The sequence below is a fragment of the Ferruginivarius sediminum genome, from assembly GCF_003344765.1.
Lineage (GTDB): Bacteria > Pseudomonadota > Alphaproteobacteria > Kiloniellales > Rhodovibrionaceae > Ferruginivarius > Ferruginivarius sediminum.
This window is the reverse complement of the sequence record NZ_QPMH01000011.1, coordinates 88,721-114,442: the sequence shown is the minus strand read 5'-3', so window position 1 is coordinate 114,442 and position 25,722 is coordinate 88,721. Positions and strand designations below refer to the sequence as shown.

Here is a 25,722-nt window from a genome sequence, read left to right as displayed (position 1 = left end):
GTCGCCATTGTCGCCGTCATGCGCAAGATGATCACCATCCTCAACGCCATGCTTCGCGACAACACGCCCTGGCAGCCAAAAGCGGCATGATGAAAGACAGTTGCTCACCCCGTCCCTCTCCCCCGACGCGGGGGAGAGGGCGCGATAAACGCACCGACTCGACTACTCCACACCGTCAGCGCGGGGTAGCCGTCCCCCCACGATTATCGTCCCTTCTCCCCCGCGTCGGGGGAGAAGGGCAGGATGAGGGGGTAGCCGCGAACCCACCGCCCTCACTCCCCGGCCAACCGCCGCGTCAGCCAGTGCCGGAACATCTCCAACCCCATCACCTCCACCTGCTTGTCGTCGATCTCCGCCGCCCGGCGCAGCGCCCAGGCGAGCGCACCCGGACGCCAGCCGGGGCCTTCCAGCACCAGCACGACATGCACATCGGGAAACGCGAGGCGCGCGTTCGACAGCAGATAGGGCAACCGCTCGTCCAGGCTGCCGCGCGTCTCCTGGCGCATCGCCTCCACCCACACCGGCTTGCCGAACGGCGGCGCGTCGAGCACGAAGTCGATGCTGCCACCGTGGCCGTAGATCGTGGTGTAGCGCACATGCCGCCACGCCCGGCGCGGGGAGGGGTTGTCGCCGATCTCGATGCTGTCGGGATTGCCCAGGTCGTGGACGTCGAAGCCGTGCTCGCGCAGCACCTCCACCATCGCCGCCTCCAGCGCCTGCCCGGAACCGCGCGGCGCGGCGGACGCGACGGGCATGCAGAACACGGCGGTAAGCAGAAGCGCGAACACACGCGGCACAGGCAACACGGCTGTCCTCCCAGACGTCCCAAGGGAACAGCCGCCGCGCAACCCACGCGGCGGCCGGGAGGTGACAACCTTCAAAGTAACGCAAAAAGGTCCGGCGGTCTTTGGGCCGAAGCCTTGGACATGCACCACCGGCTCCCGGCCCCAACCGTGTAAGGGCCACGAGCTATCGTTCCACGAACGCGGCGAACCGCGTGTGGGCGAGGCTTTTAGCACGTTACCCGTGCCGGCCCAAGCCAGGACCGGGAGCACTGGGCGTTACTTTGAGGGGCTGTCACACCCCACCCGCATCTCCGCATATGCGCGGGGACGCGTCAAGATGAATGGTGTTGGCAAGTTTTGCACGTTTAGAGGGTAACTGACACACCCGAGTCTGCTTCGGGGGGTGGAACGGCCAATTAGAAAGAAGGCTTGAAACGTCCGGATGGGGCCAAGAGCGGACGTTTAAAATCTAGGAGCAATATAGCAACTTCATTGCAGCTCTGGCGAACCATTCAATACGGCGAGCATAGTCGAGGCCACTGTAAGCCTTATATCTTTGATGCGTTGCGGTAGCTCGTCGAAAGGTCGGCTGACGCCGGTTCCAGGCGGCAACCCCATGCGAGTAGCGATAGGAGCTGAAATAAGCTCTTCCATCATTTTTGAGCAGATATAAATGCTTCGAAGATGAAAAACATGCCTAGTACAAAGTGACCATTCTTCCCCGGTAGCGTCTAGTGGGGCCTGCTCGAACGAAGGAATAGATGAAATAAGGTCATGAATACGTGTGTTTTGGAAATCAGTAGCCGTGTGGCTATGCGCGAACTCGTTTCTTATTTTTCGCAGGGCGCTTAGGCTTGAAAATGTACTACTAGAAATCCAATTTAGAGACCGCGCCAGTAGAAAACGAGATGAAACAGTAGAAAGCGGGCCGTTAGAATCGAAAAGACGGCGCTTTCCGCCCGGAATATCATCGCTCAAATGTTGAGACATCAAATCTGTACAAACTGTTTCAATATAAGTGAAAGCGAGGACACCTATCGCTCTATCACTTTCGTCTTTCAGTCCAGTAAAAAATGGTTCAAATTCGTCAATGTTTAAGTCGAAGGCATCGACTAGCTCGTCGAGCCGACGAACGTCCGATTCGTAAATAGCTTTTGCAACTGCTTCAACCACAGATTTGTCGGTTGCCATTTGCCCCCTCGCCAGCGATTAATTCTTCTTGATCTGTACCTTTTCCGAATGGTTGGATATTCACGCTCTAAGCAAGCCTCTTATGTGTACTTATTCAGCAGTTTCTAGGAGCGAAACAGCTTCGTCGAGGCTGCTGGGAGCGAGATGACTATACTGCAACGTCGTCAGATCGTCTTGCGCCCCACCAGCTTCTGGCCCATCCCACGCCCGAGTGAAGCCCCTTGGATAGGATTTTACCACGGAAGGTAAGGCGCAGACAGTGCGGCACAAGCTGCCGGTTCGCATCGTTGTTGTGCGTCGCCCTCACACCGTCCCAGGGTTGTATTGGTCCATGCCCCTACCTGCACATCCACGTGAGTGATGAAACACTCTGCTACAGCTCGTTTTGATTGATTCGAGCCAAAACTTGGCTCACCACCGAGCAGTTTCCACGTCCGCTTTCGAACGCAATCCCGGCGTGGGGTCGCCGCACTTAAACCCTGACCAGCGCAAGGACTAAGACTCACTCCCCGGCAACTGAGAGATAAAAGGTGGTGGAGTCCCCCACGCACCGGGACGAGCGCGCTCCCGCCCCTTGTCTTCACTTCTTCGCCTTGCGCGTCTCGATCCGGGCGAGGGTTTCCTGTTTTTCCTCGGCCGTCATGATGGGCCAGTCGCGGATCTCGTCGACGCTTCTGAGGCAGCCGATGCAGTGGTCGGTTTCGTCCACCTGACAGACCTGGATGCAGGGCGAGGGCACGGAGTCGTCGAACAGCCGCTCGCGCACGCGGCGGCGGCGTTCGGCGCGCCGGGCCTTGCGCGCGGCGCTGTCGTCGGGGCGCGTGGCGCTTGCGGTGTTGTCGGCGGCGTCGCTCACGGAACCTCCTGGGCGTTTCTCGCCGTGCAGTCTAACGCCCCTGTGCGTCGCGGCGAAGGGCGGGGCGACGGACAATTGCCCGCGGGCGACCCTGGCCGCGAAAGCGCGATCCGGCGGCCCGTTTCGCGCGTACCCGTCTATCTGGTCGGGTTTACGCGAATTTCGAGGATACCGATGATGGGGCTCGGCCCGAGGTCATCTCGACGGATGGCCTGCCCCGTCATCGTCTCTTGCACCGATCCAGTCCCAACGCTAAGCGGACGTCGTGCAGCATAAAGGAGCGTCGACCCTTGCCCGCCACCCTGCCGATTCATGGTCGTGTCCTGCGTGCTTTCCTTGCCATCCTGCTGATATCGTGCGCGGTGCCTTCCGCTCCGGCGCATGCGCAGCAACAGCAAGGGGCGGACACCGGCGCTTCCGCTCCCGAGGCACCCGCGCAGGCCAGCGCCCCCGCGCAGGCCAGTACCCCCGCGCAGGCCAGTACCGAGGAACTGCAAACGCTGGTCGACACGCTGCAGGACCCGGCCAGGCGCGAGGCCTTCGTCAAGCAGCTCAACGCCCTGATCGAAACCAAGCGGCAGGGCGAATCGGCGGAGGCGACGTCCGAGACACGGCCGCAGGCCGAGGGGCTGGGCGGGCGCATCCTCCAGGATGTCTCCAGACGCCTCGACGCGGTCGGCAACCAGCTTGGCCAGACGGCCCGCGCGCTGGAGCGGATACCCCAGGCGCTGGGCGAGCTTGCCGCCGGGTTCGCCGATCCGCAGACCCGCGAGCGCTGGTTCGGCATTGCGGGCAAGCTGATCCTGGTGCTGGGCGCCGGTCTGGCGGTGGAGTGGCTGGTCGCGCGAATGCTGCGCCCGGCCCGGCTGCGGCTGGAGAGCAAGGCCAACGACCTGCTGGTGCTGCGGCTGCTGTCCGCCTTCGGCCGCCTGCTGCTGGACGTGATTCCCATCGTCGCCTTCGCGGCCACGGCGACGGCGGTGATGCCGGCGGTCGGCATGTACTACATGACCAAGCTGGTGGCGGTGACGCTGGTCAACGCCCGCGTGATTTCCCGCGCGGTCTGCGTTGTCGGCAAGGCGGTGCTGCAGCCCACCGCGCCGAAGCTGCGCCTGTTCGCGATGCCGGACGAGACGGCGGCCTACCTTTATGTCTGGCTGCGCCGCGTGCTGGTGATCGCGATCTACGGCTACTTCGGCACCGAGGCATTGCTGCTGCTGGGCCTCAATCCCGGCGCGCAGGCGGTGCTGCAAAAGCTGGCGGGCCTCGCCGTCGCCGTGCTGCTGATCGTCTTTGTGTTGCAGAACCGGCAGGCGGCGGCCCGCTGGCTGCGTGGGCGCGACGAGGAGGGCAGCGCGCTGCGCAACCTGCGGCGCCGGCTGGCGGAACTCTGGCACGTGCTGGCCATCGTCTATGTGCTGGCGATCTATGGGGTCTGGGCGCTGGAAGTGCGCGGCGGGTTCGAATTCCTGGCGCGGGCCACGGTTCTGACCCTCGTGGTGATCGGCGCCGCGCGGGTCGTGCGCATGGCCCTCGACCGCATTATCGCGCGCGGCTTCCACCTCAGTGCCGATCTTCGCCAAGCCTATCCGGGCCTGGAAGCGCGGGCGAATCGATACCTGCCGGGGTTGCAGCGCGTGGCCGGCTGGGCGGTGACCGGCCTTGCGGCGCTGTTGGTTTTGCAGGTCTGGGGCTTCGGCATCCTGGACTGGCTGGGCTCGGACACCGGCCGGCAGTTGCTGTCCACGGTGTTCTCCATCGCCTTCATCCTGGCCATCACCGCGGCGGCCTGGGAAATCCTCAGCGCCGCGGTCGAGCGGGTGCTGCGCCGCGCCAGCCGTCACGAGGACCCGAAGCGCAGCGCGCGGATGATGACGCTGTTGCCGCTGCTGCGAAACGCGCTGCGCGTGCTGATGGTCGTGCTGGTGGTCCTGATCGTGCTGTCGGAGCTGGGGCTGAACATCGGGCCGCTGCTGGCCGGTGCCGGCGTCGTCGGCCTGGCCATCGGCTTCGGCGCGCAGACGCTGGTGAAGGACGTCATCACCGGCGTGTTCATCCTGGTGGAGGACAGCCTGTCGGTGGGCGACTGGGTGGATGTCGGCGGCCACTCGGGCGAGGTGGAGAGCATGACGATCCGCACGCTGTCGCTGCGCGATCTCTCGGGCGGGCTCCATGTCGTGCCGTTCAGCGAGGTGACGACGATCCTCAATCATGCGCGCGACTACGGCTATGCGGTGATCGACGTCGGCGTGGCCTATCGCGAGGACACCGACGAGGTGATCGAGCTGCTGCGCCGCGTCGGGGGGGAATTGAAGCAGGACCCGGACTGGGGGCCGAGGATCGTCGGCGACCTGGAAGTCTTCGGCGTGAACAACCTGGGCGACAGCGCGGTCGACGTGCGCGTGCGGCTGAAGACCCGGCCGCTGATGCACTGGGGCGTGCGCCGCGAGTTCCTGCGCCGCACCAAGAAGCTGTTCGACGAGGTCGGCGTGGAGATTCCCTTCCCGCACCGCACGCTCTACTTCGGCACCGACAAGGCGGGCGAGGCGCCGCCGGCGCGGGTGGCGCTGCAATCCCCGGCACGGGTCCAGACCGGCGGCAGTACGGAAGGCGGCGGCACGGCGATCGAGGAGCCGACCTCGACCACGCCGGACGCCGACGTCAGCGGCCGGCCGGAAGGCGATTGAGCCTCAGCCCAGCGGGCCGGGCAGGGCGCCGGCCTCTTCCTCAAGCTCCGCCAGGTCGTCGGCGTCCACGATGCGGCGGGCAAGGTCGGGCGGGAAGCCCTTGCGCGCCAGGGCGGCCATGTCCCGCTCGCGCCTCTCGCGCCGGCCGTCGCGGCGGTAGGGGCCGAGGCGCCGCTTGCGGGCATAGCGGAGGGCGGCGGCCAGTTCCGGTTTCGCCGCCTCGTCCTCCAGGCGTTCCAGCGCGGCGTCGATGGTGTCCGCGTCGATGCCTTTCTGTCCCAGGCGCGCGCGGATCGCCGGCATGCTGTGCCCGGCGCGGTGCAGCGTGACGGCGCGGCCCTCGGCATAGGCCCGGTCGTCCAGCAGGCCGCTGTCGAGGAACCGGCGCAGGATGTGCTCCACCGCGCGCGCGCCGTCCTCGCGGTCGGTGCCGTGGGCGCGGGCGGAGCGTTCCACCTTGCCCATCAGCACGCGGCGCAGGTTGGCGGCGGAACTGGCATAGCGCTCCAGGTAATGCAGCGCCGCCTTCTCCAGGTATTCCGGCGTGGCGCGCTTCGGCCCGCGCTGCTTGCGTTCGCGCGCGTATTCGCCGGTGCCGCGGCTGTTGGGCTTCGAATCCATCATGATGCTTGCCAGCATGGCACGGTTGCACGCCGCGCAACCAGTCGCGGCTTGCTCCCGGCGCGCTCGCGTCTTATTTGGGGCCTTATGGAACTGAAGCCGATCAGCGGCGACCCGCCGCGCCCGCGCGTCGTGGGCCGCGTCAACTGGCGCGGTCTGTGGACTCTTTACATGAAAGAGGTCTGGCGATTCCTCAACGTTTTCGCCCAGACCCTGGCGGCGCCGCTGGTGACCGCGCTGCTGTTTTTCCTGATCTTCAACCTGGCCCTCGGCCGGGCGGTGGAGACGGCGGGCGGCGTGCCCTATCCGCAGTTCCTGGCGCCGGGCCTTATCATGATGACGCTGGTGCAGAACTCGTTCGCGAACACCTCGTCGTCGATCCTGATCGCCAAGGTCCAGGGCAACATCGTGGACGTGCTGATGCCGCCGCTCTCGGCGACCGAGCTGACGGTGGGCTTCGCAATGGGCGGGGTGACGCGCGGCCTGATGGTCGGCGTTGCCGTGCTGATCGGCCTTTTGCCGTTCGCGCCGGTGGAGATTCACGACCCCATAGCGATCGTTTACTACGCCTTCATGGCCTCGCTGATGCTGTCGCTCCTGGGCATGATCGGCGGCATCTGGGCGGAGAAGTTCGATCATCTGGCGGCGATCACCAACTTCGTCATCACGCCGCTCAGCTTCCTGTCGGGCACCTTCTACTCGATCCAGCGCCTGCCCGAGGAGTGGCACATCGCGGCGTTCGTGAACCCGTTCTTCTACATGATCGACGGGCTGCGCTATGGCTTCATCGGGCATGCCGACGGCAGCATCGCGGTCGGCGCGGTGCTGGTGCTGGCGGTGAACGCCGTGCTGATGCTGTGGACCCATCGCATGATCGCGACCGGCTACAAGCTGAAGGCGTGAGGCGGCGATGCAGGCCCGGCGGATAGGTGTCATCCACGCGCGCGGCCTGTGGACCTTCTACAGCTTCGGCCTGTTCCGCGCGTTGCGCTTCGGCCTGGAGGCGCTGGTCGGGCCGGTGGCCTCGGGGATGCTGTTCCTGCTGGTGTTCTCCATCGCCATCGGCGGCACCCAGGACCTGCGCGGCGGCGTCACCTTCCTGCAGTACCTGGCGCCCGGCATCGCGATGTTCACGCTGATCCACAGCGCCTTCGAGATGGCCGCGTTCCCCGTCATCTACGACAAGATCGAAGGCATCATCCAGGACCCGCTGATGAGTCCGCTCGCCCCCTGGGAAGTGGCGGCCGGCTACGCGCTGACGGGGGCGACGGTGGGCCTGATGACCGGCGGCGCCACGCTGATGCTGGGCTGGGCCTTCGTCCCGCTGCCGATGCACGACCCGGCGGTGATCCTCGGCTTCGCGGTGGCCGCCGCGCTGCTGTTCGGCATGTGCGGCACCATCGCCGGCCTGTGGGCGGAGAAGTGGGACCAGCTTTCGGTGGTCGACAGCTTCCTGATGCTGCCGCTGGCGTTCCTCTCCGGCGCTTTTTTCACCGTGCACAGCGTGCCGGAGCTGGGCCGCGACCTCATCGCCATGAACCCCGTCTTCTACGCCATCGACGGCGCCCGCTTCGGCGTCCTGGGCGTGGGCGACGCCCCGCTGGCCGTCGGCGCCGCGGTGATGGCGGCCCTGGACGTCGCGGTCGCCGTGCTCGTCTGGCGCCTGTTCGCCATCGGTTACAAGATCAAGCCCTAGGGTGCGCTTGAGGTTGAGTGTCGGGCTGAATCTGTGAATGCGCCCATAGTTTTTTCGCGCAACAATTGCTTGTAGCTACACGCACTCATATGTATTCCCCCTGATTCATGCAATGGCACGCTTTGCTCGGCCTGCCTCGGATGTGATCGGGTTGCCGTTGTCGAAAAGCAATCCGTCCTTGATAATATATCCTAAATTTGGGATAACGACGTGCGACGCGATGAACCTTGGCCGCAGCCAAAACCAATTGACTGGATGGGAAGTGCAAAGCGGGATTTCGACGGTTTCCCTCGGAGTGTTCAGCGGTCCATCGGTGAGGCCTTGCTGGTCGCGCAGTACGGGGGAAAAGCTGGGTCGGCTAAACCGCTAAAAGGGTTCGGCGCTGGTGTTTGGAACTGATGGCTGACTGGTCGGGAGACACTTATCGGGCTGTCTACACTGTAAGGCTTAGCGGATACGTTTACGTTCTGCATGCGTTCCAGAAGAAGTCGAGCAAAGGGATAAAGACGGACAAGGCTGATATCGATTTGATAAGGCGACGGCTTCGGGATGCAGAGGCGCTGCACGGCCTGAAGAACCGGAATTCTTGAACAGGCACACCACGGGGGTTTTGGAGATGACAACGGATCGGAAAATCGAGCACGTTTCGGGCTCGACCAATGTGTTGGCCGATCTCGGGTTCGAGGACGCCGCCGAAGTCTCGGCCAAGGTGCAGCTTGCTCTTCGCATCAATCGGATCATCGAAAAGCGCCATTTGCGGCAGGTGGAGGCGGCGAAGCTGCTCGGCATCACGCAGGGAAACGTTTCCGCGCTCAAGAATTACAAGCTTGACGGCTTCTCCCTCGATCGCCTCATGCGGTTCCTGAACAGTCTCGACAGGGATGTGGAAATCCGCATCAAGCGGAAGCCACGCACGCGGGCCGAGGCCAGAACAAGGGTGGTTGCCTGACGGCGTCCAAAATCGCGACAACAATAACAACTACTGGTTGTCGCCCTTCTCATGTGCGAAAATCGCGCGCGAAAGCCCGGCTCGAATTGACAGCGGGGGCGATCCGCGCTTAGGTCGCTGTTTCCCGCCGGGCGGTGGCGGGGTATTCGTCCAACACGAATGTCAGGAGAAGGTGCGTCCGTGACCGACGCCTTGATGCCCGTTTACGCGCGCGCGGACCTCGCTTTCGAGCGGGGCGAGGGCGCTTATCTGCAGTCGAGCGAGGGCGACTGGTACCTCGATTTCGGCTGCGGCATTGCCGTGACGTCGCTGGGCCATGCGCATCCGCGGCTGGTCGAGGCCTTGGGCGAGCAGGCCCGCAAGGTCTGGCACGTCTCGAACCTGTACCGTATTCCCGCGGGCGAGCGTCTGGCGCGACGACTGGTCGAGCGAACCTTCGCCGAGCGCGTCTTCTTCTGCAATTCCGGGGTCGAGGCGAACGAGGCCGGGCTGAAGCTGGTGCGCAAATACCACGACGCCACCGGCAACCCGGGCCGCTGGCGGGTCATCACCTGCACGAATGCGTTCCACGGCCGCTCGCTCTCGACCATCGCGGCGGGCGGAAACCAAAAGCACCTGGAGGGCTTCGCGCCGCAGGTCGAGGGCTTCGACCATGTCGCGTTCAACAACATGAACGAGCTGCGCAACGCGATCACCGACGAGACCGCGGCCATCCTGGTCGAGCCGGTGCAGGGCGAGGGCGGCATCAAGCCCGCGCACCTCGATTACCTGCGCGCGCTGCGGGAGGTTTGCGACGAGTACGGCCTGCTGCTGTTCTTCGACGAAATCCAGTGCGGCATGGGCCGTACCGGCAAGCTGTTCGCGCACGAGTGGGCCGATATCACGCCCGACCTGATGTCGGTCGCCAAGGGCATCGGCAGCGGCTTCCCGATGGGCGCCCTGCTTGCCACGGAGAAGGCCGCGCAGGGCATGACGGCGGGAACCCACGGCACCACCTTCGGCGGCAATCCGCTGGCGATGGCGGTGGGCAACGCCGTCATGGACGAGATGCTGAGGGACGGTTTCCTCGACGGCGTGGACCGCGTGGGCCGGACGCTGTGGCAGCGCCTGCAGGATCTGGCCGCCCGCTATCCACGGGTGATCGAAGAGGTGCGCGGCGCCGGCCTGATGCTGGGCCTCAAGTGCGTCGGGTCCAACGCCGACCTGGTGGCCGAACTGCGACGGCGGCGGCTGCTGACCGTGCCGGGTGGCGACAACGTGGTGCGCCTCCTGCCGCCGCTCATCATCGGCGAGGCGGAGGTGGACGAGGCGCTGGACAAGCTGGACCGCGCCTGCGCGGCGCTGTCGGGAGGTGCGGCATGACGGCGCCCCGGCACTTCCTGGACCTGGACCGCTTCGACCCCGCCACCCTGCGGGAGATGATCGAGTCGGCGAAGGCGATGAAGCGTGGCGAGGCGCCCAACGGCGGCTCGCGTCCGCTGGCCGGCAAGGTGCTGGCCCTGATTTTCGAGAAGCCGTCCACCCGCACGCGCGTTTCGTTCGAGGTGGGCGTGCGCCAGCTTGGCGGCGAGGCGGTGGTGCTGGAGCCCGGCGGCACCCAGCTTGGCCGGGGCGAGACCGTTGCCGACACGGCGCGGGTGCTCTCGCGCTATGTCGACGGCGTGATGATCCGCACCACCAAGGAAGAGAAGCTACTGGAGCTGGCCGAGTACGCCTCGGTCCCGGTGATCAACGGGCTGACCGACCGCACCCACCCCTGCCAGCTCATGGCCGACGTCATGACCTTCGAGGAGCATCGCGGCCCGATTGCCGGCAAGACGGTTGTCTGGTGCGGCGACGGCAACAACATGGCCACGACGTGGCTGCACGCCGCCGCCCGCTTCGACTTCGAGCTGCGGCTGGCCTGTCCCGACGCGCTGCAGCCGCCGGCCGAGGTCATCGACTGGGCGCGCGGGGAAGGGGCCACCATCGTGGTGACGAACGACGCCGAGGCCGCCGTGACGGACGCCGACGCCGTCGTCACCGACACCTGGGTCTCGATGGGCGACGACGTGGGCGACAGCGAGCGGCGCTATGGCCTGCTTCGGCCCTACCGGGTGAACGAGGCGTTGATAGCGCGGGCCAGGCCGGAGGCGGTGTTCATGCACTGCCTGCCGGCGCATCGCGGCAAGGAGGTCACCGACGAGGTGATGGACGGCCCGCGCTCGGTCGTCTGGGACGAGGCCGAGAACCGCCTCCACGCGCAGAAAGGTATTCTGGTCTGGTGCATGGGATGACGTCCGAAAGCTCCGGAGAACACGTTCGCGGTCCCGACGACATCATCCAGCCCTTCATGCTTGAGAGTTCGGGCGTGCGGGGGCGGCTGGTGCGCGTCGGCGAGGTGGCCGATACCATCATCCGCCGCCACGACTATCCCGAGCCGGTGGCGCGGCTGCTTGGCGAGATGCTGGCGCTCGCCGGGCTGCTGTCGGCGATGCTGAAGTACGAAGGCATCTTCACCTTGCAGACCAGCGGCGACGGCCCCGTGCGGCTGATGGTGGTCGACTTCACCTCCGAGGGCGCGGTGCGCGGCTATGCGCAGTACAACGCGGAGGAGGTCGCAAGAGCCGCGCCCGACGCCGCCGGCGGGAACGCCGATGTCCTGCGCCTGCTGGGTAGCGGCCAACTGGCCTTCACGGTCGATCATGCCGGGGCGAAGGAGCAATATCAGGGAATCGTGGAGTTGCAGGGCCGCACCCTGGCCGAGTGCATGCACCACTATTTCCAGCAGTCGGAGCAGATCGCCTCGGGCATCCGGCTCTACGCCGACCGGGTGAGGGAAGCTGACGGCGCCGCTCGCTGGCGCGCGGGCGGTCTGATCCTGCAGCGTCTCCCCGAGGAGGCAGGTGCCAAGGACCTGGAGGGCATCGACGAGGATGATGCCTGGCGGCGCGCCGTGATCCTGATGTCGAGTTGCACCAACAGGGAGCTCTGCGATCCGGCGCTGACGCCTTACGAGCTGCTGTTCCGCCTGTTCCACGAGGACGGCGTACGCGTCTACGAATCGCACGGGTTGGAGGATCGGTGCCGCTGTTCGCGTACGCGCGTGGCGAACGTGCTTCGCGCCATGCCGGCGGAGGAGATGTCGGACTTGAAGGCGGACGACGGCACGGTCCAGGTGACCTGCCAGTTCTGCAACCGGCTGTACGTTTTCGACGACGACGATATCGCGGCCCTGCACGCATCTTGATTGCATGAGCGCGCCCGCGCATGATCCCTCCGGTGTCGCGGGCCTGTGGGATGCTGCGCGGGCAAAACGGAATCAGCGCATAAGGAGGATGCATGCCGGCCATGCCGCGTCTGATGCTTGCGTCGATGACGATCGCCGTGGCGGCCCTGCTGGGGGCCTGTGAATCCACGCCGCCGCAGCAGTCGTTCGCCAAGTTGACCTATACCCATCTGGAGCCGATCCGCCTGGACGTGGCGGACATCGCCATCGAGCAGGCCTACGACCCGCCGATGGAGCCGCCCTATGTCGAGCACACGATGCCCGTCAGCCCGGCGGAAGCGGCGCGAAGCTGGGCGATGGACCGGCTGCGCGCGGTCGGCAGCGAGGGCCGCGCGACCTTCATCATCGAGAACGCCCCGGTGCGGGAAATCGATCTGGAGACGAAGGAAGGCCTGGCAGGCCTGTTCACGAGCGAGCCGGCCCAGCGCTATGAGGCGACGCTGCAGATCCGCATGACGATCGAGCGGCCGGACGGCACCGGCAGTCTCAGCGTCAAGGCCGAGCGTGCGACGAGCGTGCAGGAGGATGCCACGGTGAACGAGCGGGAGAAGACGTGGTACGGCCTTGTCGAGCGCTTGATGAACGACGTCAATGCGCGCCTTGAGAAGACGCTGTCCCGCGACTGGAACAAGTACGTGCGCGGCGGCCCGCCTGCCTGACAGTTCTTGGGATGCAATAAAGCCGCGATCCGAGGCCATGTGCTTGTATGCTGTTGCTTGACTTCATGAGGCGACATCGCCAAAAAACATCGAGGTGCGAGCGTTTATTTTTCGTATTTCCTCGCAACAACACCGGTTTTGATTGTAAACGAGCGTGTCTTCGCAAGCCGCCAGAATCGATCCGTCCGCCGTCGTGAACGAACCGGCCGCCCGTGCCGGGGCAAGACCTGCCGGGGTGAGGGCGGTGCTTGAGGGTGTCTCCGTCGTTCGCGACGGGCGCGCGATTCTGGACTCCGTGGACTTGACGCTGAGGGAGCGGCGGATCGCGGTCCTGGGGCCGAACGGCTCCGGGAAGAGCACGTTGGTCCGCCTGTTGAACGGATTGGTGACGCCGTCGAAGGGCCGCGTCGCCGTGGATGGCCATGACACCGCGAAGGATGCGGCCCTGGTGCGGCGCCGTGTCGGCTTCGTCTTCCAGAACCCGGAAAACCAGATCGTCTTTCCCATCGTCTCGGAAGACCTCGCCTTCGGATTGAAGCACCTGAAGCTGCCGAAGGCGGAGTTGCACCGGCGGGTGTTGGAGGCCTTGGAGCGTTTCGGTATCGGCCATCTGGCCGAGCGCCAGTCGCACACCTTGAGCGGCGGGGAAAGGCAGCTCGTGGCGTTGGCCGCCGTGATGGTGATGAAGCCCGCGCTCGTGGTTTTCGACGAGCCGACGACGCTTCTGGACCTGCGCAACCGGAACCGAATTCGCGCCGCCATCACGGAGATGCCGGAAAGCGCTATCGTCGTCAGTCACGACCTGGACCTTGTGCGCGACTTCGACCGAGCCATCGTCATCGACCAGGGCCGCGTGGTTCGCGATGACCGGCCAGGGCCCGCCATCGACTGGTACAGGGCGCACTTCGGATGATCGGTTCGCTTTACATAGGCGGCGACAGCCTGCTGCACCGACAGCCGGCGTGGCGCAAGCTGCTGGTCCTCTTCGCCGCTGGCATCGTGCTGTTTGTCGTTCAGGCGCCGGAGATCCTGGCAGGCGCCGCCGTCGCCGCCGCCGCGATTCTCGCCACCGTGCGGCCGCCTTTGCGCGCGCTGCGCCGGCAGCTCACCGGCGTAGCGATTATCCTGGCCGCGATCTTCGCCGCGAACGCGGTCTTCGCGGACTGGGGAACGGCGTTCGCCATGCTGTTCCGGCTTTCCACGCTGGTGCTTCTGGCGCTGGCGGTGACGATGACCACGCGCACCTCCGACATGCTGGAGGTCGTGGAGCGAGTTCTGCAACCGTTGGAACGCACGGGCCTCGTCAACGCGGCCAGGGTCAGCCTCGCCGTTTCGCTGGCCATCCGCTTCGTGCCGGAGATTTTCGCCCGCTACCGCGAGATCCGGGACGCGCAGGCGGCGCGCGGCCTGGCCGGCAATCCGGTGGCGCTGATCGTCCCATTGGTCGTGCGCACGTTGAAATCGGCGGAGGAGATCGCCGCGGCCATCGACGCACGCGGCTTCGAAGGGGCGCATCCGTCCGGCAGCGCATCCGGGCGAACTGGAAGACAAGGGGGCACCGCTTCTTGAAAACACAGGATATCGTCCTGATCGCCCTGTTCACGGCGATCACGGTCGTGCTTGGCCTGATGCCGCCGATCACGCTCGGCTTCATCCCGGTTCCGATCACGCTGCAGACGCTGGGCGTGATGCTGGCCGGCGTTGTCCTGGGCGCGAAGCGCGGTGGGCTTGCGATGCTGCTGCTGGTGCTGCTTGTGGCGATCGGGCTGCCGGTCCTGGCCGGCGGCCGCGGCGGGCTCGGCGTTCTGGCTGGTCCGACCGCGGGCTTCGTCCTTGGCTGGGTTCCCGGTGCCTTCGTCTCGGGCCTTCTGGCTGAGCGCCTTGCCGCGGCGGAGAAGCGGCCGGCCCGACAGGTGGTCGCGTTCTTCCTGGCCGCAGCCATTGGCGGGATCGGTGTGGTCTACGCCGTCGGCATTCCCTGGCTGGCCTTCGTCGCCGGGATCGGCTTCAAGAAGGCGGCTCTCGGCTCGCTGGCCTTCGTGCCAGGCGATCTGGCGAAGGCCGTCGTGGCCGCGCTCGTCGCCAGGGGCGTGCATCGGGCCTATCCGGTCCTGCCGGGGCGGTAGCCAGCCATGCCGGTATCGTCGCGCGTTCTGGCACAGGCGAAAGCACGGCCGCAGTCGGCGGCCTTCGTGATTGGTGATGTGCAAGCGACCTATGCCCGGCTTGCCGAGCGCGCGGCTCGCGTCGCGGCGGCGACCTCGCAGCTTGTAAGGCGGCGGAAGCCGTTCGCCCTGAACGAGCCGTGGGGCGGCCGGCTGGTCGGTATTGCCGTCGGCAACCACCCCACCTTCGCGGAGTTGTTCGCCGGCACGACCGCCGGGGACAATGCCTGCGCGGTGATCGACCCGAAGTGGAGCCGGGCGCAGTACGCGGAGATTCTGCCGCGCCTGCAGCCCGATCTTCTTGTGGTCGCGGAGCCTGACGATTCCGCACGAGAGGTGGCCGAGGCACTTGGCATTCCCGTTCTGGCGGCGGAACCGGCGGCGGACGGGTCCAGCGACTACGAGAGCTGGCTGCAGGCGGCCGGCCCGGCCGCGCCGGAACAATGGCTCAAGGCGGGCGAGGGCGAGAGTACCTTCCTCGTCGGTTTCACGTCCGGCACCACCTCGCTGCCCAAGGCGTTTCACCGCAACCGCGAATCATGGCGCGCCAGCCTGGATACGGGCCGCGCGATCTTCATGACCGATCCCGTCGGCGCGACCTTCGCGCCGGGGCCGCTGGCGCACGGGCTGGCGCTCTACGCGCTGGCCGAGACGCTGGATGCCGGCGGCACCTTTGTCGGCATGCCCGCGTTCAAGCCGGAGACGGCGGCGGCGACTGTTGCCGCCGTGAAGCCGGACCGGCTGGTGCTTGTCCCGACGATGCTGGTGGGGTTGAGCGCTGAGGCCGAGGCCGGCGCCGACATCGGGGAGAGCGTGCGGGTGGTCATCTGCGCCGGCGACAAGCTCGACGCCGGTCTGCGCGACCGGGGGAAGCGCGCGTTCCCGAATGCCGAGGTGATCGAGTACTACGGCGCCTCGGAGCTGGGGCATGTGTCGGTCTGGCGCGAGCGGGACGGGGTCGGCGCGGAGAGCGTCGGCCGCCCGCACCCCGCCGTTGCCGTCGAGATCCGGGACGAGGCGGGACACCCGGTCGAGGCGGGCACACCCGGCACCGTCTTCGTCCGCAGCCCCTGGATCTGCGACGGCTATCTCTGGGCCAGCGACGGCAAGGGCCTGCGCCGCGAGGGCGCGTGGGCGACGGTGGGGGACAGGGGCTATCTGGACGCCGACGGCGCGCTGCACCTGATCGGGCGATCCGGCGGCATGATCGTCACAGGGGGCTACAACGTCTATCCCGCCGGGGTGGAGCGGGCGTTGCGCGACCTTCCGGGCGTCGAAGAGGCCGTGGTCATGAAGCTTCCCGATGACTATCTCGGCCAGCGGCTGGTCGCGGTGATCGGCGGGCCCGGTGCGGGCGACCTCACTTGCGAGCGGGTCCGCGCGCTTTGCCTGGAGAGCCTGCCGCGATACAAAGTGCCGCGCGCGCTTTGGGCCGCGACGCGATGGCCGACCACCAGCAGTGGCAAGATCGCGCGCAAGACGCTGGAGGACTGGATCCGCGATGGCGACCCGCGCCTTCGACCTTTGCCGCAATCCTGACGCGCGCCAGCCGGTGATCGTCGCCGCGCGGCGCACGCCCATCGGCCGGGCCGGCGGCCTGCTTCGCGACGTGGAGGCAGCGGCGCTACTGGCGCCAGTCTTGCGGGCGGTTTGCGACGACGCCGGCATGGCGGCATCGGGTATCGACGATGTCATTATCGGCAACGCGGCCGGCGGCGGGGGCAATATCGGGCGCCTTGCCGGCCTCGGCGCGGGCCTGCCGGTCGAGGTCCCCGGCATGACGGTGGACCGGCAATGCGGCTCCGGGCTGGAGGCGGTGGCGCTGGCGGCGAACCTCGTCGCGGCGGGGGCTGGCGACATCTATTTGGCCGGCGGCGTCGAAAGCGTCAGCACCGCGCCCTGGCGCGTGGAGAAGCCGCGCAAGCCGGGCGGCATGCCGCGATTCTACGGCCGCGCGCGCTTCTCGCCCGACGCGATCGGCGACCCGGAGATGGGCGAGGCGGCGGAGAACGTCGCCCGGCATTATGGCATCGACCGCGCGCGTCAGGACGCCTTCGCGCTGCAAAGTCACCACCGGGCCGTCGCGGCGGCGGATGCGGGGCGATTTGATGACGAGATCGTCGCCATCGAAACGCCGCAAGGGCCGGTCACGCGGGATGAGTGCCCCAGGCGCGATACCTCGGCGGCGGCGCTGGCCCGGCTGTCGCCGGTGTTCGACCCGGCCGGGACCGTGACCGCCGGCAATGCCTGCCCGCTGAACGACGGAGCGGCCGTGGTAGCGGTGACCAGCCTGGAGGTCGCAAGGCGCCTTGGACTGGAGAACGCCCTTGCCTTCGCCGGGGCCGGGCGGGCCGGCGTGGACCCGAACCTGCTGGGCATCGGGCCGGTCGCCTCGACCCGGAAGCTGCGCGAAAGGGGGCCGGACATCGATCCGGCGCACGTCGACACCATCGAGTTCAATGAGGCGTTCGCCGCGCAGGTGCTGGCGTCGCTCGACGTTCTGGGTATTCCGTCGGATCGTGTGAACCGCGACGGCGGCGCTATCGCGCTGGGCCACCCCTACGGCGCCTCGGGCGCAATCCTGGTGGTGCGCCTGTTCTCGCAGCTTGTGCGCGGGGCCGGTGCCGGTGCAACCGACGGGGCGACGGCGCTTGCCATGATCGGCATCGGCGGCGGGCTGGGCATCACCGCGCTGTTCCAGGCCGGACGGATCGCCTGACGCCGGCCATTTAAAAGGCCGGCGTCAGGTGGATTTGCAGCCGCTCAAACCAGGTCCCGGGGAATCGCTTCGTCCCAAGAGCGGGAATAGACCCGACTGTCCCCTTCATAGGCGTCCAGGGTGGCGCGGATGCGGAAATGCGTCTCGTCCGAGGTGAGCAGGGTCCGTGTCACCGTGCTGATGTGCCAGTCATCCCGGCGGAAGCTGCGCGTCCATTCGCACCAGCCGCGCACCGAGTTGTGCTCGGCGTCGTTGTAGGAATACCGCTCCGTCACCTGGGCCGAGACCTCCAGGTCGATGTCGTCCAGGCGGTAGGTGCCCTGGTCGTTGATCACCTCAAGCGTGTTCTCGTCGCCGGCCAGGTCGCGGATCACCCGCCACCGCTCGCGGGTTGGCTGGATCAGCGTTTTCTTGATGGGCGGCGCGCCCTCGGGCTCGTCGAAGGGGCGCAGCGCGTCGTCCTCGGCCTGGCGCGGCGGGCGCACCGGCAGGGTCAGGTGGCTTTCCCCGGTGTGGATGGTCAGCTTCACCGGTTCCGGCGCCGGCCAGGCGATGGGCCAGTAGATCGTCGAGATCGACAGCCGGATCGCGTGGCCCTTGGGGAACTTCTGGGCGATATGCTTCAGGTTCACCGTGACCTTGTAGCGCTTGCCCGGCTCCAGCGGCTCGGGGAACTCGTCGCTGTCGCGGTGCGTCAGGTTCAACAGGCCGTAGGTCACGCGCGTGGCCTTGTCATCGGGCGCGATATCGATCAGGCGCACCGCCACCATCGCCACCGGCTTGTCGGCGGAAAGATCCAGCGTCACCGTCGGCTGGCCGCAGATCTCGATGTCCTCGTCCAGTCGCGGCGTCTGAAAGATCAGGGCGCCGCCGTCCTCGTCGCGCTGGTCGTGCGGCAGGTCCGGCGGCGCGTTGTAGGAGCACCACTTCCCGGAATAGAGGCCGACGAACAGCGGCGACTGGATGTCCAGCGCCTCGGCGTAGACGTCCTGGTCGCCCGGCACCAGCTCATGGCCGTAGGTCAGCTTGTAGTCCGTGGGCTCGATCTTCGGCGAGGGCCACACGTCCTCCGCGACCCAGCGGCCGGGCCGGATGTCGTAGCGCGCGCTGGGCGGCACGCTGTCCTGCATCCACACGCGCAGCATCGGCTCGTCCATGATCCCGGTGTCCACGTCCTTCAGCCAGTGGTCGTAGAAGCGCAGGCACTCCTGCAGGAAGCCGATGGCCGGGCCGGGCTGGCCCATGTGCGGGTACTTGTGCGACCACGGCCCCACCAGGCCCTTGCGCGGCACCTTCAAGCCTTTCAGCAGGCGGAAGACCGCGTTCGTGTAGCCGTCGGCCCAGCCGCTGACGGCGTAGACCGGGCACTTGATCGCGTCGAAGTCCTCGCAGACCGAGCCGTGCTTCCAGTAGTCGTCGCGGCGCTGGTGGCGCAGCCATTTCTCCAGCCACAGACCGCTGCCCTCCAGCCGCTCCATCCACATGTCGCGCCAGCGCTCGCCAACGAGGGCCGGGTCGGGCGGGCAGGTGTTGTGGTCGAACATCGTGGACGCCCACGACAGATTGTCGCCCAGCATACAGCCGCCCATGTGGTGGACGTCGTCGGCATAGCGGTCGTCGGTGGAGCAGAGGGTGATGACGGCCTTCAGCTCCGGCGGCTGCAATGCCGCGATCTGAAGGCCGTTGAAGCCGCCCCAGGAGATGCCGATCATGCCGCAGTGCCCCGTGCACCAGGGCTGTTGGGCGATCCATCGCAGCACCTCCATGCCGTCGTCCAGCTCCTGCTGCAGGTATTCGTCCGTCAGCACGCCGTCGGACTCGCCGCTGCCGCGCAGGTCCACGCGCACGCCTGCATAGCCGTGGCCGGCGAAGTAGGGGTGGGTGCGCACGTCGCGCGAGGCCGTCAGGTCGCGCTTGCGATAGGGGATGTATTCCACGATGGCCGGGACGGGGTTCTCTTCGGCATCCTTCGGCCGCCAGATGCGCAACGCAAGGCGGTGGCCGTCGGAGAGCGTGACCCAGGTCTCCTCTTCGAAGACCTCGCGCGGGTATTCGGTGACGATGTGCATGGTGTTTCCTTGGCCCTGGCGGCTCGATCGCCGACGCTTATTCGACGATATCCGTGAACTCGAACTTCAGCTTTTTCAGGACGCGGTCGTAGTTCCGCAGCAATGTGGACTGATTGTTCGCGCCCATGAAGACATAGGCTACGGCATAGCTGTAACTGTCCTGTTCTGGCAAGTCCGACAAACGCATACCCTCGTGCACCTGCGGCAGGATTATGGTGCCGGGGATTTTCGATTCGATCTCCATGATCTCCTTCCGGGTGGGGACCCTCGCAACTGTGGCGTCCTTGTGGAAAACCCGGTGGAAAAACTTTCCCGCCAGCGGGTAGGCGCCTTCGCGCGAGGGCATGTCGGGCCGCTTGCCAAGCGCCAGGTCCACCGTCACCTGATGGTGCGAGACACCGTCCACCTTCTCGAACAGGTCGCAGTGCGACTGGGAGATGCGGGTGTTGATCTCCAGAAGCGATATGCGGTCGCGCGCCTCGTCCCAGAAGTACTCGATATTGAAGGCGGCGTTGTCATAGCCGATGTGCCGCATGATGCGCTTGCTGATGTCGGACATGCGCCGGCGCACGCGGTAGGGCAGCTTCGAGGGGTACTGATAGCGGAAGAAGCTGATCACGCCCGGATAGCGGATCGAGTCCACGATGCCGTAGGGCACGACATCGCCCTCGAAGACGTAGCCTTCAACCGTGCACTGCCGGCCGCCGATGATCTCTTCGGCCATGCAGTGGCCGCCGTCGACCTCGCGCACCTCGGCGGGCAGGTTCGCTTGCTCCAGCACGTAGTTGAACGGCTCGGAGATCAGGCCGATCTCGTCGCGCAGCCGCTCGACGGCGTGGTCGAAGTCCTCCTTCCTGTTGATGCGGAAGCCCAGGCGCGAGCCCGACGACTTGATCGGCTTCACGAAGAAGGGAAAGTCCAGGCCGATCCCGTCGAGCGCGTCGTCGTCGAACGGGTCGAAGGCAGTGAAGTTGGGGATGTAACGCTTGATGGACTCCCGCTGGCACAGCCGGCTCCAGTACTTGTGCTCGCACTTCAGCAGGCTTTCCAGCGAAGTCATGCGGGTGCCGAACTTGGAGCAGAGGATCGGCAGCATGGTCGAGACGGGAAAGTCCATGTAGCCCGCGATGGCGTCGATCGTGCCGTCGAACGCTCGAAGCTGTGTTTCGGCCCGCCGCAGCATGTCTGGAATGGGGAAATAATCGGTGTCGTAGACCTCCGCCGGCTCGATGACACCGTGATAGCGGTAGTCCTCGGCTCCCCGGATGTGTTGCAGCTTTTCGAGATTGAAGTCGTTCAGGCCGATGACGAAGACGTTCTTGGCCAACTGGACCTCCCGTCCATGATCCGCGATTTCGCACTATTGCGAAAACGCCAATGGCCCACCGACAGTTTCGGCGGGTGGACGGAGACCGGGGCAATCGGCCAGCTTCCTTGATCGATTCCCCGGCGCGGGAAGCTGGCCATAAGCCTGAAAGGACGCCCGCGGCGCGGGCGGTTGCCGGTGCGTACCTGCCCTAAGCGACCGCTTCCGCGCTCCATTGCTGCGGCTGGCTGTGGGCCGTGGGGCCGGTGGTGACCGATTCGCGCAGGTAGGCGCCCAGATGAGCGGCCGGGCTTTCGGGCAGGTTCGGTCCTTCGTAGACCGTCAGCTCGGTGTGCGGCAGGGCCGGGAAACCTTCCAGGCGCTGCAGCCCGTTGGGGCCTTCCTCCAGCGCGCTTTCCGGGAAGATGGAGATACCGAGCCCCGCCTGCACCGCGCCGCGAACGCTCGCCATGCTGCTGCTTGTGAATACCTCGCGCCACGCGATGCCGGCGTCCGTCAGCGTATCTATGATCATGTCGCGGTAGGGGCAGGGGTCGCTGAACAGCGCCAGCGGAACCTCTCCTTGCAGCTTCGGGCAGATTGACCGCGCGCCGACCCATAGCAGCGGTTCGCGATGCACCGCGGGGCCGGTTTCGTCCGGCGGACGGATCGCCAGGGCGACGTCCAGTTCGCCCATCGCGATCGCGTTCCTGAGTTCCATGCCCGAGCCGACACGCACGATCAGGTGGACGTCCGGGTGCGCCCGGTTGAAACGGCCGAGAAGCATCTGCAGACGGTCGTGCGCGATCCATTCCGGCAGCCCCACCCGCACGCGGCCCGCCAGGCGCGGGGCCAGCATGCGCAGCTCCGCCTCCTCGCTGAGGTCGACGATACGCCGGGCGTATTCGAGAAGGACGTAGCCTTCCTCCGTCGGCCGCGCGTTGCGCGCGCTGCGGTCGATCAGGCGCCGGCCCAGCCGTTCCTCCAGCCGCTTGAGCTGCATACTGACCGAGGACTGCGTCCGCCCGAGGCGTGTTGCCGCGCGGGTGAAGCCTTTGCAGTCCACGATTGTCACGAAGGTTGTCAGCAACTCAATGTCGAGACGCTCGATCATCGTCCGCAATCTCTCTATGCATCACAATTCCTGATAGAGTTGCTGGAAGGTATAACAATGTTATATCTACGGCAAGTAAATTTCGCCCGCCCGGCGCGAGGAGCCGGGCGCGTCGAATACGGGAGTATGGCACAACTTTAACAATCAGTCGAACATATTTTTGCAACATTCCGTCGCGTTCGCAACCCATAGGTTCGTTGCAGCGACACGGAAATGCCTGGCAGGCCGGCCCCCTCACGATGCAAGCCGTTTGCCATAAGTTTTGCCATACGTGTGGAAATTGGAACTAAGCACGACAGAGGCGCGCCGAATACAGAATATTTAGAATTCGGTTGCACTGCCAATAGCTGTTGTTCGACCGTTCTCGGCGAAGAGCACGTCGGCCGCCGGTTGCGACGGACGGCCAACGGTAGCTTTCGGGCATTGTCAGCCAAACCTTTGTCCCATATATTTAAAAGTGTTCTTCTATTTTATTGAAGTCCTTTGTTGCATTTCAAGCATCAAACAATCAAATATATAGGGAGGAGCGTGAGGGGGGCGTATCTTCGCATATCTTCATCCCCGGAAGGAAGCGCCCAAATGTCTGAGAGAGAACAATATATCGAGAAAGCCAAGGCGAAGCTGGATCACTGGAACGCCGAAATCGACAAGATGAAGGCGAAGGTGGATGAGGCTGAAGCCGACACGAAAATCGAGTATCAAAAGCAGCTCGACGAGATGCGCGAGCAGCGCGATGAGGCCGAGGCTAGGCTGAAGGAACTCCGCGAGGCCAGCGACGATGCCTGGCACGAGATGAAGGCCGGCTTCGACAAGGCGTGGGACAGCATTTCGGGCGCCTTCAAAAACGCCATGTCGCGGTTCAAGTGAGTAGACCGAGAATATTGATTTCCTTGTGACGCTTCGCGGGGCCGTCGCCGAAGCCGCAAGCGCTTGCGCCAGCCCTCCGGGGACATCTTGCCGTGGCAGCCGTGGCGCGGCATCTCGACCGAAGTTTGCCCGTGATTATACTGTCGGCCCGGCGTGTCGACGGTGAGGCCGAGGTTCTCGCACTCGCTGTTGTGGCAGTGGTTGACCTGAATGCGGTCCACGATCGGCTGAACCCTCGGAAAGGTCCCGTCGTTCCCGGTGCCGTTTAGGGTATGCAGCCTTTGGTTGGTTTCTGACCGGAGAGAAGGTTGCTCTTCGGACGAAGATCTTCCCGAAGATTTTTTCGGCACGACGATGGCGACAGGACGCCCGGATTTCCGCGGAAGTAAGCGCCTTGTTCGACTACTATTTGTGTCACGAGGGCCGGAATTCCACGCCGTCATGCGCTTCCAGCTTCGGTTCCAGACAACCGGCGGCTTGGCGGAGCGCGGCTTCCACGGTGTTCGGGGAGTCCGCAGTGGCGAAGATGAAGCCCAGGTAACGGTCGCCTTCGGGTAACGGGCGGATGGGCGTGCCGGGCGCGACGGTGATGCGCAGGTCGACGATGCCGGGAACCGCCCGCGCTTTCGCTTCGCCGCGGACTTCGACAAGCCGCCCGGCGCCCGGCACCGGCAGCATCATCACCCCCGCCGGCCGCCGCTCGCGCTCCAGGCTTGCCGGCGGTCGGCCCAGCGCGTGCTGTATGATCAGCTCTTCCAGGCCGATGCCGGTACCAAAGCGCAGGCTGCGCGCGCAGAGCCCGCCGATGGAGCGTGCCGCGATTTCGAGTGGCACCGGCCCTTCTTGCGGATGCAGCCGCAACTCGGCGTGGACGGGCCCGTCGCTCAGTCCCAGCGCGGCGATGGCGGCCTCCGTGCGCGCGCGAATCAGGGCCTGCGTGTTCGCCGGCAGGCGCGAGGGCGTGACGAAGATGGTCTCCTCGAAGGTCGGCCCTTCCATCGGGTCCGGTTTGTCGAACAGGGCCAGGGTGTGCAGCCGGCCGCCGATCAACAGCCCTTCCAGCGCCACCTCGCCGCCGGGCATGTAATCCTCCGCCAGCACGTAGGGCTCGGCGCGAAGACCGGTATCGGCCGCCGTCTCGTCCAGGATGCGGCGGATGCGCGTGAAGGCGTCCGCGAAGCCCTCGGCGTCGTCGGCCCGGATCACGCCACGGCTGGCCGACAAAGCCAAAGGCTTGAGGACGACGGGATAGTTGTTGATGCGGCGCGCCGCCGCCGGCGGGTCCTCGTCGGCCCGGAACAGGCGGTACATCGGCTGCGGCAGACCGGCGGCGCTCAGCGCCTCGCGCGTGCGGTACTTGTTGGAGGCCGCCGCCACCGCCCCCGGATCGTTGTGCGGCAGGCCCAGCCGCTGGCTGGCCCGCGCCGCGATGGTCGTCGTGCCCTCGTCCACGCCGACGATGGCGGCCAGCGGGTAGGCCGCGGCATACGCCTCGATCTGGGCGACGGCGCGCTCGGGATCGGCGAAAGCGACCTGCGTCGTGCGGCCGTCGGAGAACTTCGCCAGCACGGAGTCCCGGTCCGAGCCGACGGCGACCTCGACACCAAGGCGATGCGCGGCGTCCAGGAAGTCGCCGGCGCGGTACGACGTCGTCGGGATCAGCAGCAACAGCCGGGGTGCGCGGGCATCACTCATGTCTCTCATATATGCCGGCATCTCCCGCCTTGCACCACGCGTTTCCGACCGACGGGACGGCCCCACTTACGAAACGCCCTTACCCCCATGCAACGAACCGTTTTTTGACAGGCCTCACGGCACTACATTAGGGACAGCACGGTAACACACGATTTCAGGCGGACGCGATGTTCATCCAGACCCAGGCCACGAACGACCCCGAAACCATCGAGTTCCTTCCCGGCCGGGAAGTGTACCCCCAGGGGCCGCTGGCGTTCCATTCGCCGCAGGACGCGCGGAAGTCGCCGCTGGCGCACCGGCTGTTCGAGCTGGAGCAGGTGCGCGGCGTGCAGCTCAACGGCGAGAGCGTTGCCGTCACCAAGGCACCGAACGCCGAATGGCTGACGCTGAAGCCGCACGTGCTGGCCGCGATCATGCAGCACTTTACCAGCGGCCAGCCGGTGATGGAGGACGAGACCGCCCCGGCCGGCGGCAAGGGCGGCGGGACGGCCGCCGCCGAGGCCGAGGATTACAAGGTGGAGGAGCCGGTCTCCGACGCGCCGCAGGAGTTGATCGACCAGGTTCGCGAACTGGTCGAGACGCGCATCCACCCGGCGATCTCGCAGACCGGGGGCGATATTGCCTTCCACTCCTTCGTCGGCTCCACCGTCAACCTGCGGCTGGAGGGCTCGGCCTTCTCGATGCTGGCGCAGATCGAGAACATGCTACGCCACTACGTGCCAGAGATCGAGAAGGTGCAGGACGTCATGGACGCCATCCCCAAGCCGGGGCTGGAGACGCCCGCCGGCCAGGCGGTGCGCGAGGTCCTGGATACGCGCATCAACCCGGCGGTGGCGGGGCATGGCGGCCACATCTCGCTGATCGACGTGCGCGGGCCTCGCGTATTCCTGCGCCTGGAGGGCGGCTGCCAGGGCTGCGGCATGGCGAACGTCACCTTGAAGCAGGGTGTCGAGGCGGAGATCAAGCGCGCCGTGCCCGAGATCGAGGAAATCCTCGACGTCACCGACCACGCCAGCGGCACCAACCCCTACTTCCAGCCTGGCAAGGGTGGCGGCGCCTCGCCGATGGCGTGACG

General features: G+C 66.1%; 24 protein-coding genes. 16 read left to right on the top strand and 8 right to left on the bottom strand.

What is annotated here, in order from left to right:
* Positions 1-272: 272 nt before the first annotated feature.
* The 3 genes from DRB17_RS12775 to DRB17_RS20565 all read right to left on the bottom strand — a co-directional run bounded on the left by DRB17_RS12775 (position 273) and on the right by DRB17_RS20565 (position 2,832).
* Entirely contained in the window at positions 273-806 is a 534-nt protein-coding gene (locus tag DRB17_RS12775; RefSeq protein ID WP_147274898.1) for a PD-(D/E)XK nuclease superfamily protein, read from the bottom strand.
* 468 nt (positions 807-1,274) lie between these two features.
* Entirely contained in the window at positions 1,275-1,976 is a 702-nt protein-coding gene (locus DRB17_RS12770; protein ID WP_114582594.1) for a hypothetical protein, read from the bottom strand.
* A 580-nt stretch (positions 1,977-2,556) separates the two neighbouring features.
* Complete coding sequence (locus DRB17_RS20565) at positions 2,557-2,832, bottom strand: DUF1289 domain-containing protein (RefSeq protein WP_206607877.1); 276 nt, start codon at positions 2,830-2,832, stop codon at positions 2,557-2,559.
* A 290-nt stretch (positions 2,833-3,122) separates the two neighbouring features.
* On the opposite strand from DRB17_RS20565, the gene DRB17_RS12760 reads away from it, so the two are divergent.
* Positions 3,123-5,519 (top strand): mechanosensitive ion channel domain-containing protein, encoded by a 2,397-nt coding sequence (locus tag DRB17_RS12760; RefSeq protein WP_114582593.1) that lies wholly within the window; start codon positions 3,123-3,125, stop codon positions 5,517-5,519.
* A gap of 3 nt (positions 5,520-5,522) precedes the next feature.
* Here DRB17_RS12760 and DRB17_RS12755 read toward each other — a convergent pair whose 3' ends face one another.
* Positions 5,523-6,158 (bottom strand): regulatory protein RecX, encoded by a 636-nt coding sequence (locus DRB17_RS12755; RefSeq protein ID WP_241503830.1) that lies wholly within the window; start codon positions 6,156-6,158, stop codon positions 5,523-5,525.
* A 69-nt stretch (positions 6,159-6,227) separates the two neighbouring features.
* On the opposite strand from DRB17_RS12755, the gene DRB17_RS12750 reads away from it, so the two are divergent.
* The 13 genes from DRB17_RS12750 (at position 6,228) to DRB17_RS12690 (ending at position 17,596) form a co-directional block, all read left to right on the top strand.
* Positions 6,228-7,043, top strand: a complete 816-nt coding sequence (locus tag DRB17_RS12750; protein ID WP_114582592.1) for an ABC transporter permease — start codon at positions 6,228-6,230, stop codon at positions 7,041-7,043.
* A gap of 7 nt (positions 7,044-7,050) precedes the next feature.
* Positions 7,051-7,836 (top strand): ABC transporter permease, encoded by a 786-nt coding sequence (locus tag DRB17_RS12745; RefSeq protein ID WP_114582591.1) that lies wholly within the window; start codon positions 7,051-7,053, stop codon positions 7,834-7,836.
* Positions 7,837-8,234: 398 nt separating this feature from the next.
* Positions 8,235-8,426 carry a type II toxin-antitoxin system RelE/ParE family toxin gene (locus DRB17_RS20705; protein WP_241503829.1) on the top strand — a complete coding sequence of 64 codons (192 nt, stop codon included), beginning with the start codon at positions 8,235-8,237 and terminating at the stop codon, positions 8,424-8,426.
* Between the two features lie 26 nt (positions 8,427-8,452).
* Positions 8,453-8,785, top strand: coding sequence for a helix-turn-helix domain-containing protein (locus DRB17_RS12735; protein WP_114582590.1), 333 nt, complete (start codon positions 8,453-8,455; stop codon positions 8,783-8,785).
* Positions 8,786-8,980: 195 nt separating this feature from the next.
* Positions 8,981-10,147 carry an aspartate aminotransferase family protein gene (locus DRB17_RS12730; RefSeq protein ID WP_421778791.1) on the top strand — a complete coding sequence of 389 codons (1,167 nt, stop codon included), beginning with the start codon at positions 8,981-8,983 and terminating at the stop codon, positions 10,145-10,147.
* Entirely contained in the window at positions 10,144-11,061 is a 918-nt protein-coding gene (gene argF / locus DRB17_RS12725) for an ornithine carbamoyltransferase (protein WP_114582588.1), read from the top strand. Before DRB17_RS12730 ends, argF begins: the two co-directional genes overlap by 4 nt.
* Positions 11,058-12,014 (top strand): Hsp33 family molecular chaperone HslO, encoded by a 957-nt coding sequence (gene hslO, locus DRB17_RS12720; protein ID WP_114582587.1) that lies wholly within the window; start codon positions 11,058-11,060, stop codon positions 12,012-12,014. The genes argF and hslO overlap by 4 nt, the downstream gene beginning before the upstream one ends.
* A gap of 92 nt (positions 12,015-12,106) precedes the next feature.
* A complete protein-coding gene (locus DRB17_RS12715; RefSeq protein WP_114582586.1) occupies positions 12,107-12,712 on the top strand; it encodes a hypothetical protein in 606 nt (201 codons plus the stop codon).
* 193 nt (positions 12,713-12,905) lie between these two features.
* Positions 12,906-13,625 carry an energy-coupling factor ABC transporter ATP-binding protein gene (locus DRB17_RS12710; RefSeq protein WP_241503828.1) on the top strand — a complete coding sequence of 240 codons (720 nt, stop codon included), beginning with the start codon at positions 12,906-12,908 and terminating at the stop codon, positions 13,623-13,625.
* Positions 13,622-14,281, top strand: a complete 660-nt coding sequence (locus tag DRB17_RS12705) for an energy-coupling factor transporter transmembrane component T family protein (protein WP_114582584.1) — start codon at positions 13,622-13,624, stop codon at positions 14,279-14,281. The genes DRB17_RS12710 and DRB17_RS12705 overlap by 4 nt, the downstream gene beginning before the upstream one ends.
* Positions 14,278-14,838 carry a biotin transporter BioY gene (locus DRB17_RS12700; protein WP_114582583.1) on the top strand — a complete coding sequence of 187 codons (561 nt, stop codon included), beginning with the start codon at positions 14,278-14,280 and terminating at the stop codon, positions 14,836-14,838. The genes DRB17_RS12705 and DRB17_RS12700 overlap by 4 nt, the downstream gene beginning before the upstream one ends.
* A gap of 6 nt (positions 14,839-14,844) precedes the next feature.
* Positions 14,845-16,416: an AMP-binding protein gene (locus tag DRB17_RS12695; protein ID WP_114582582.1), complete on the top strand. Its 1,572-nt coding sequence runs from the start codon at positions 14,845-14,847 to the stop codon at positions 16,414-16,416.
* On the top strand, positions 16,379-17,596 hold the full coding sequence (locus tag DRB17_RS12690; RefSeq protein WP_114582581.1) for a thiolase family protein: 1,218 nt from the start codon (positions 16,379-16,381) through the stop codon (positions 17,594-17,596). The genes DRB17_RS12695 and DRB17_RS12690 overlap by 38 nt, the downstream gene beginning before the upstream one ends.
* A 44-nt stretch (positions 17,597-17,640) precedes the next feature.
* On the opposite strand, the gene DRB17_RS12685 is transcribed toward DRB17_RS12690, so the two are convergent.
* From DRB17_RS12685 to DRB17_RS12675, 3 genes are all read right to left on the bottom strand, one after another.
* Positions 17,641-19,665 (bottom strand): CocE/NonD family hydrolase, encoded by a 2,025-nt coding sequence (locus DRB17_RS12685; protein WP_114582580.1) that lies wholly within the window; start codon positions 19,663-19,665, stop codon positions 17,641-17,643.
* A gap of 37 nt (positions 19,666-19,702) precedes the next feature.
* A complete protein-coding gene (locus DRB17_RS12680) occupies positions 19,703-20,992 on the bottom strand; it encodes an ATP-grasp domain-containing protein (RefSeq protein WP_114582579.1) in 1,290 nt (429 codons plus the stop codon).
* Positions 20,993-21,182: 190 nt separating this feature from the next.
* On the bottom strand, positions 21,183-22,085 hold the full coding sequence (locus tag DRB17_RS12675) for a LysR substrate-binding domain-containing protein (RefSeq protein WP_114582578.1): 903 nt from the start codon (positions 22,083-22,085) through the stop codon (positions 21,183-21,185).
* 579 nt (positions 22,086-22,664) lie between these two features.
* On the opposite strand from DRB17_RS12675, the gene DRB17_RS12670 reads away from it, so the two are divergent.
* On the top strand, positions 22,665-22,952 hold the full coding sequence (locus DRB17_RS12670; protein ID WP_114582577.1) for a sll1863 family stress response protein: 288 nt from the start codon (positions 22,665-22,667) through the stop codon (positions 22,950-22,952).
* Positions 22,953-23,366: 414 nt separating this feature from the next.
* Here DRB17_RS12670 and DRB17_RS12665 read toward each other — a convergent pair whose 3' ends face one another.
* Complete coding sequence (locus DRB17_RS12665; RefSeq protein WP_206607876.1) at positions 23,367-24,656, bottom strand: ATP-grasp domain-containing protein; 1,290 nt, start codon at positions 24,654-24,656, stop codon at positions 23,367-23,369.
* A 158-nt stretch (positions 24,657-24,814) separates the two neighbouring features.
* Here DRB17_RS12665 and DRB17_RS12660 point away from each other — a divergent pair, with 158 nt between their 5' ends.
* Positions 24,815-25,720 (top strand): NifU family protein, encoded by a 906-nt coding sequence (locus tag DRB17_RS12660; RefSeq protein WP_114582575.1) that lies wholly within the window; start codon positions 24,815-24,817, stop codon positions 25,718-25,720.
* The last annotated feature ends 2 nt before the right edge of the window (positions 25,721-25,722 follow it).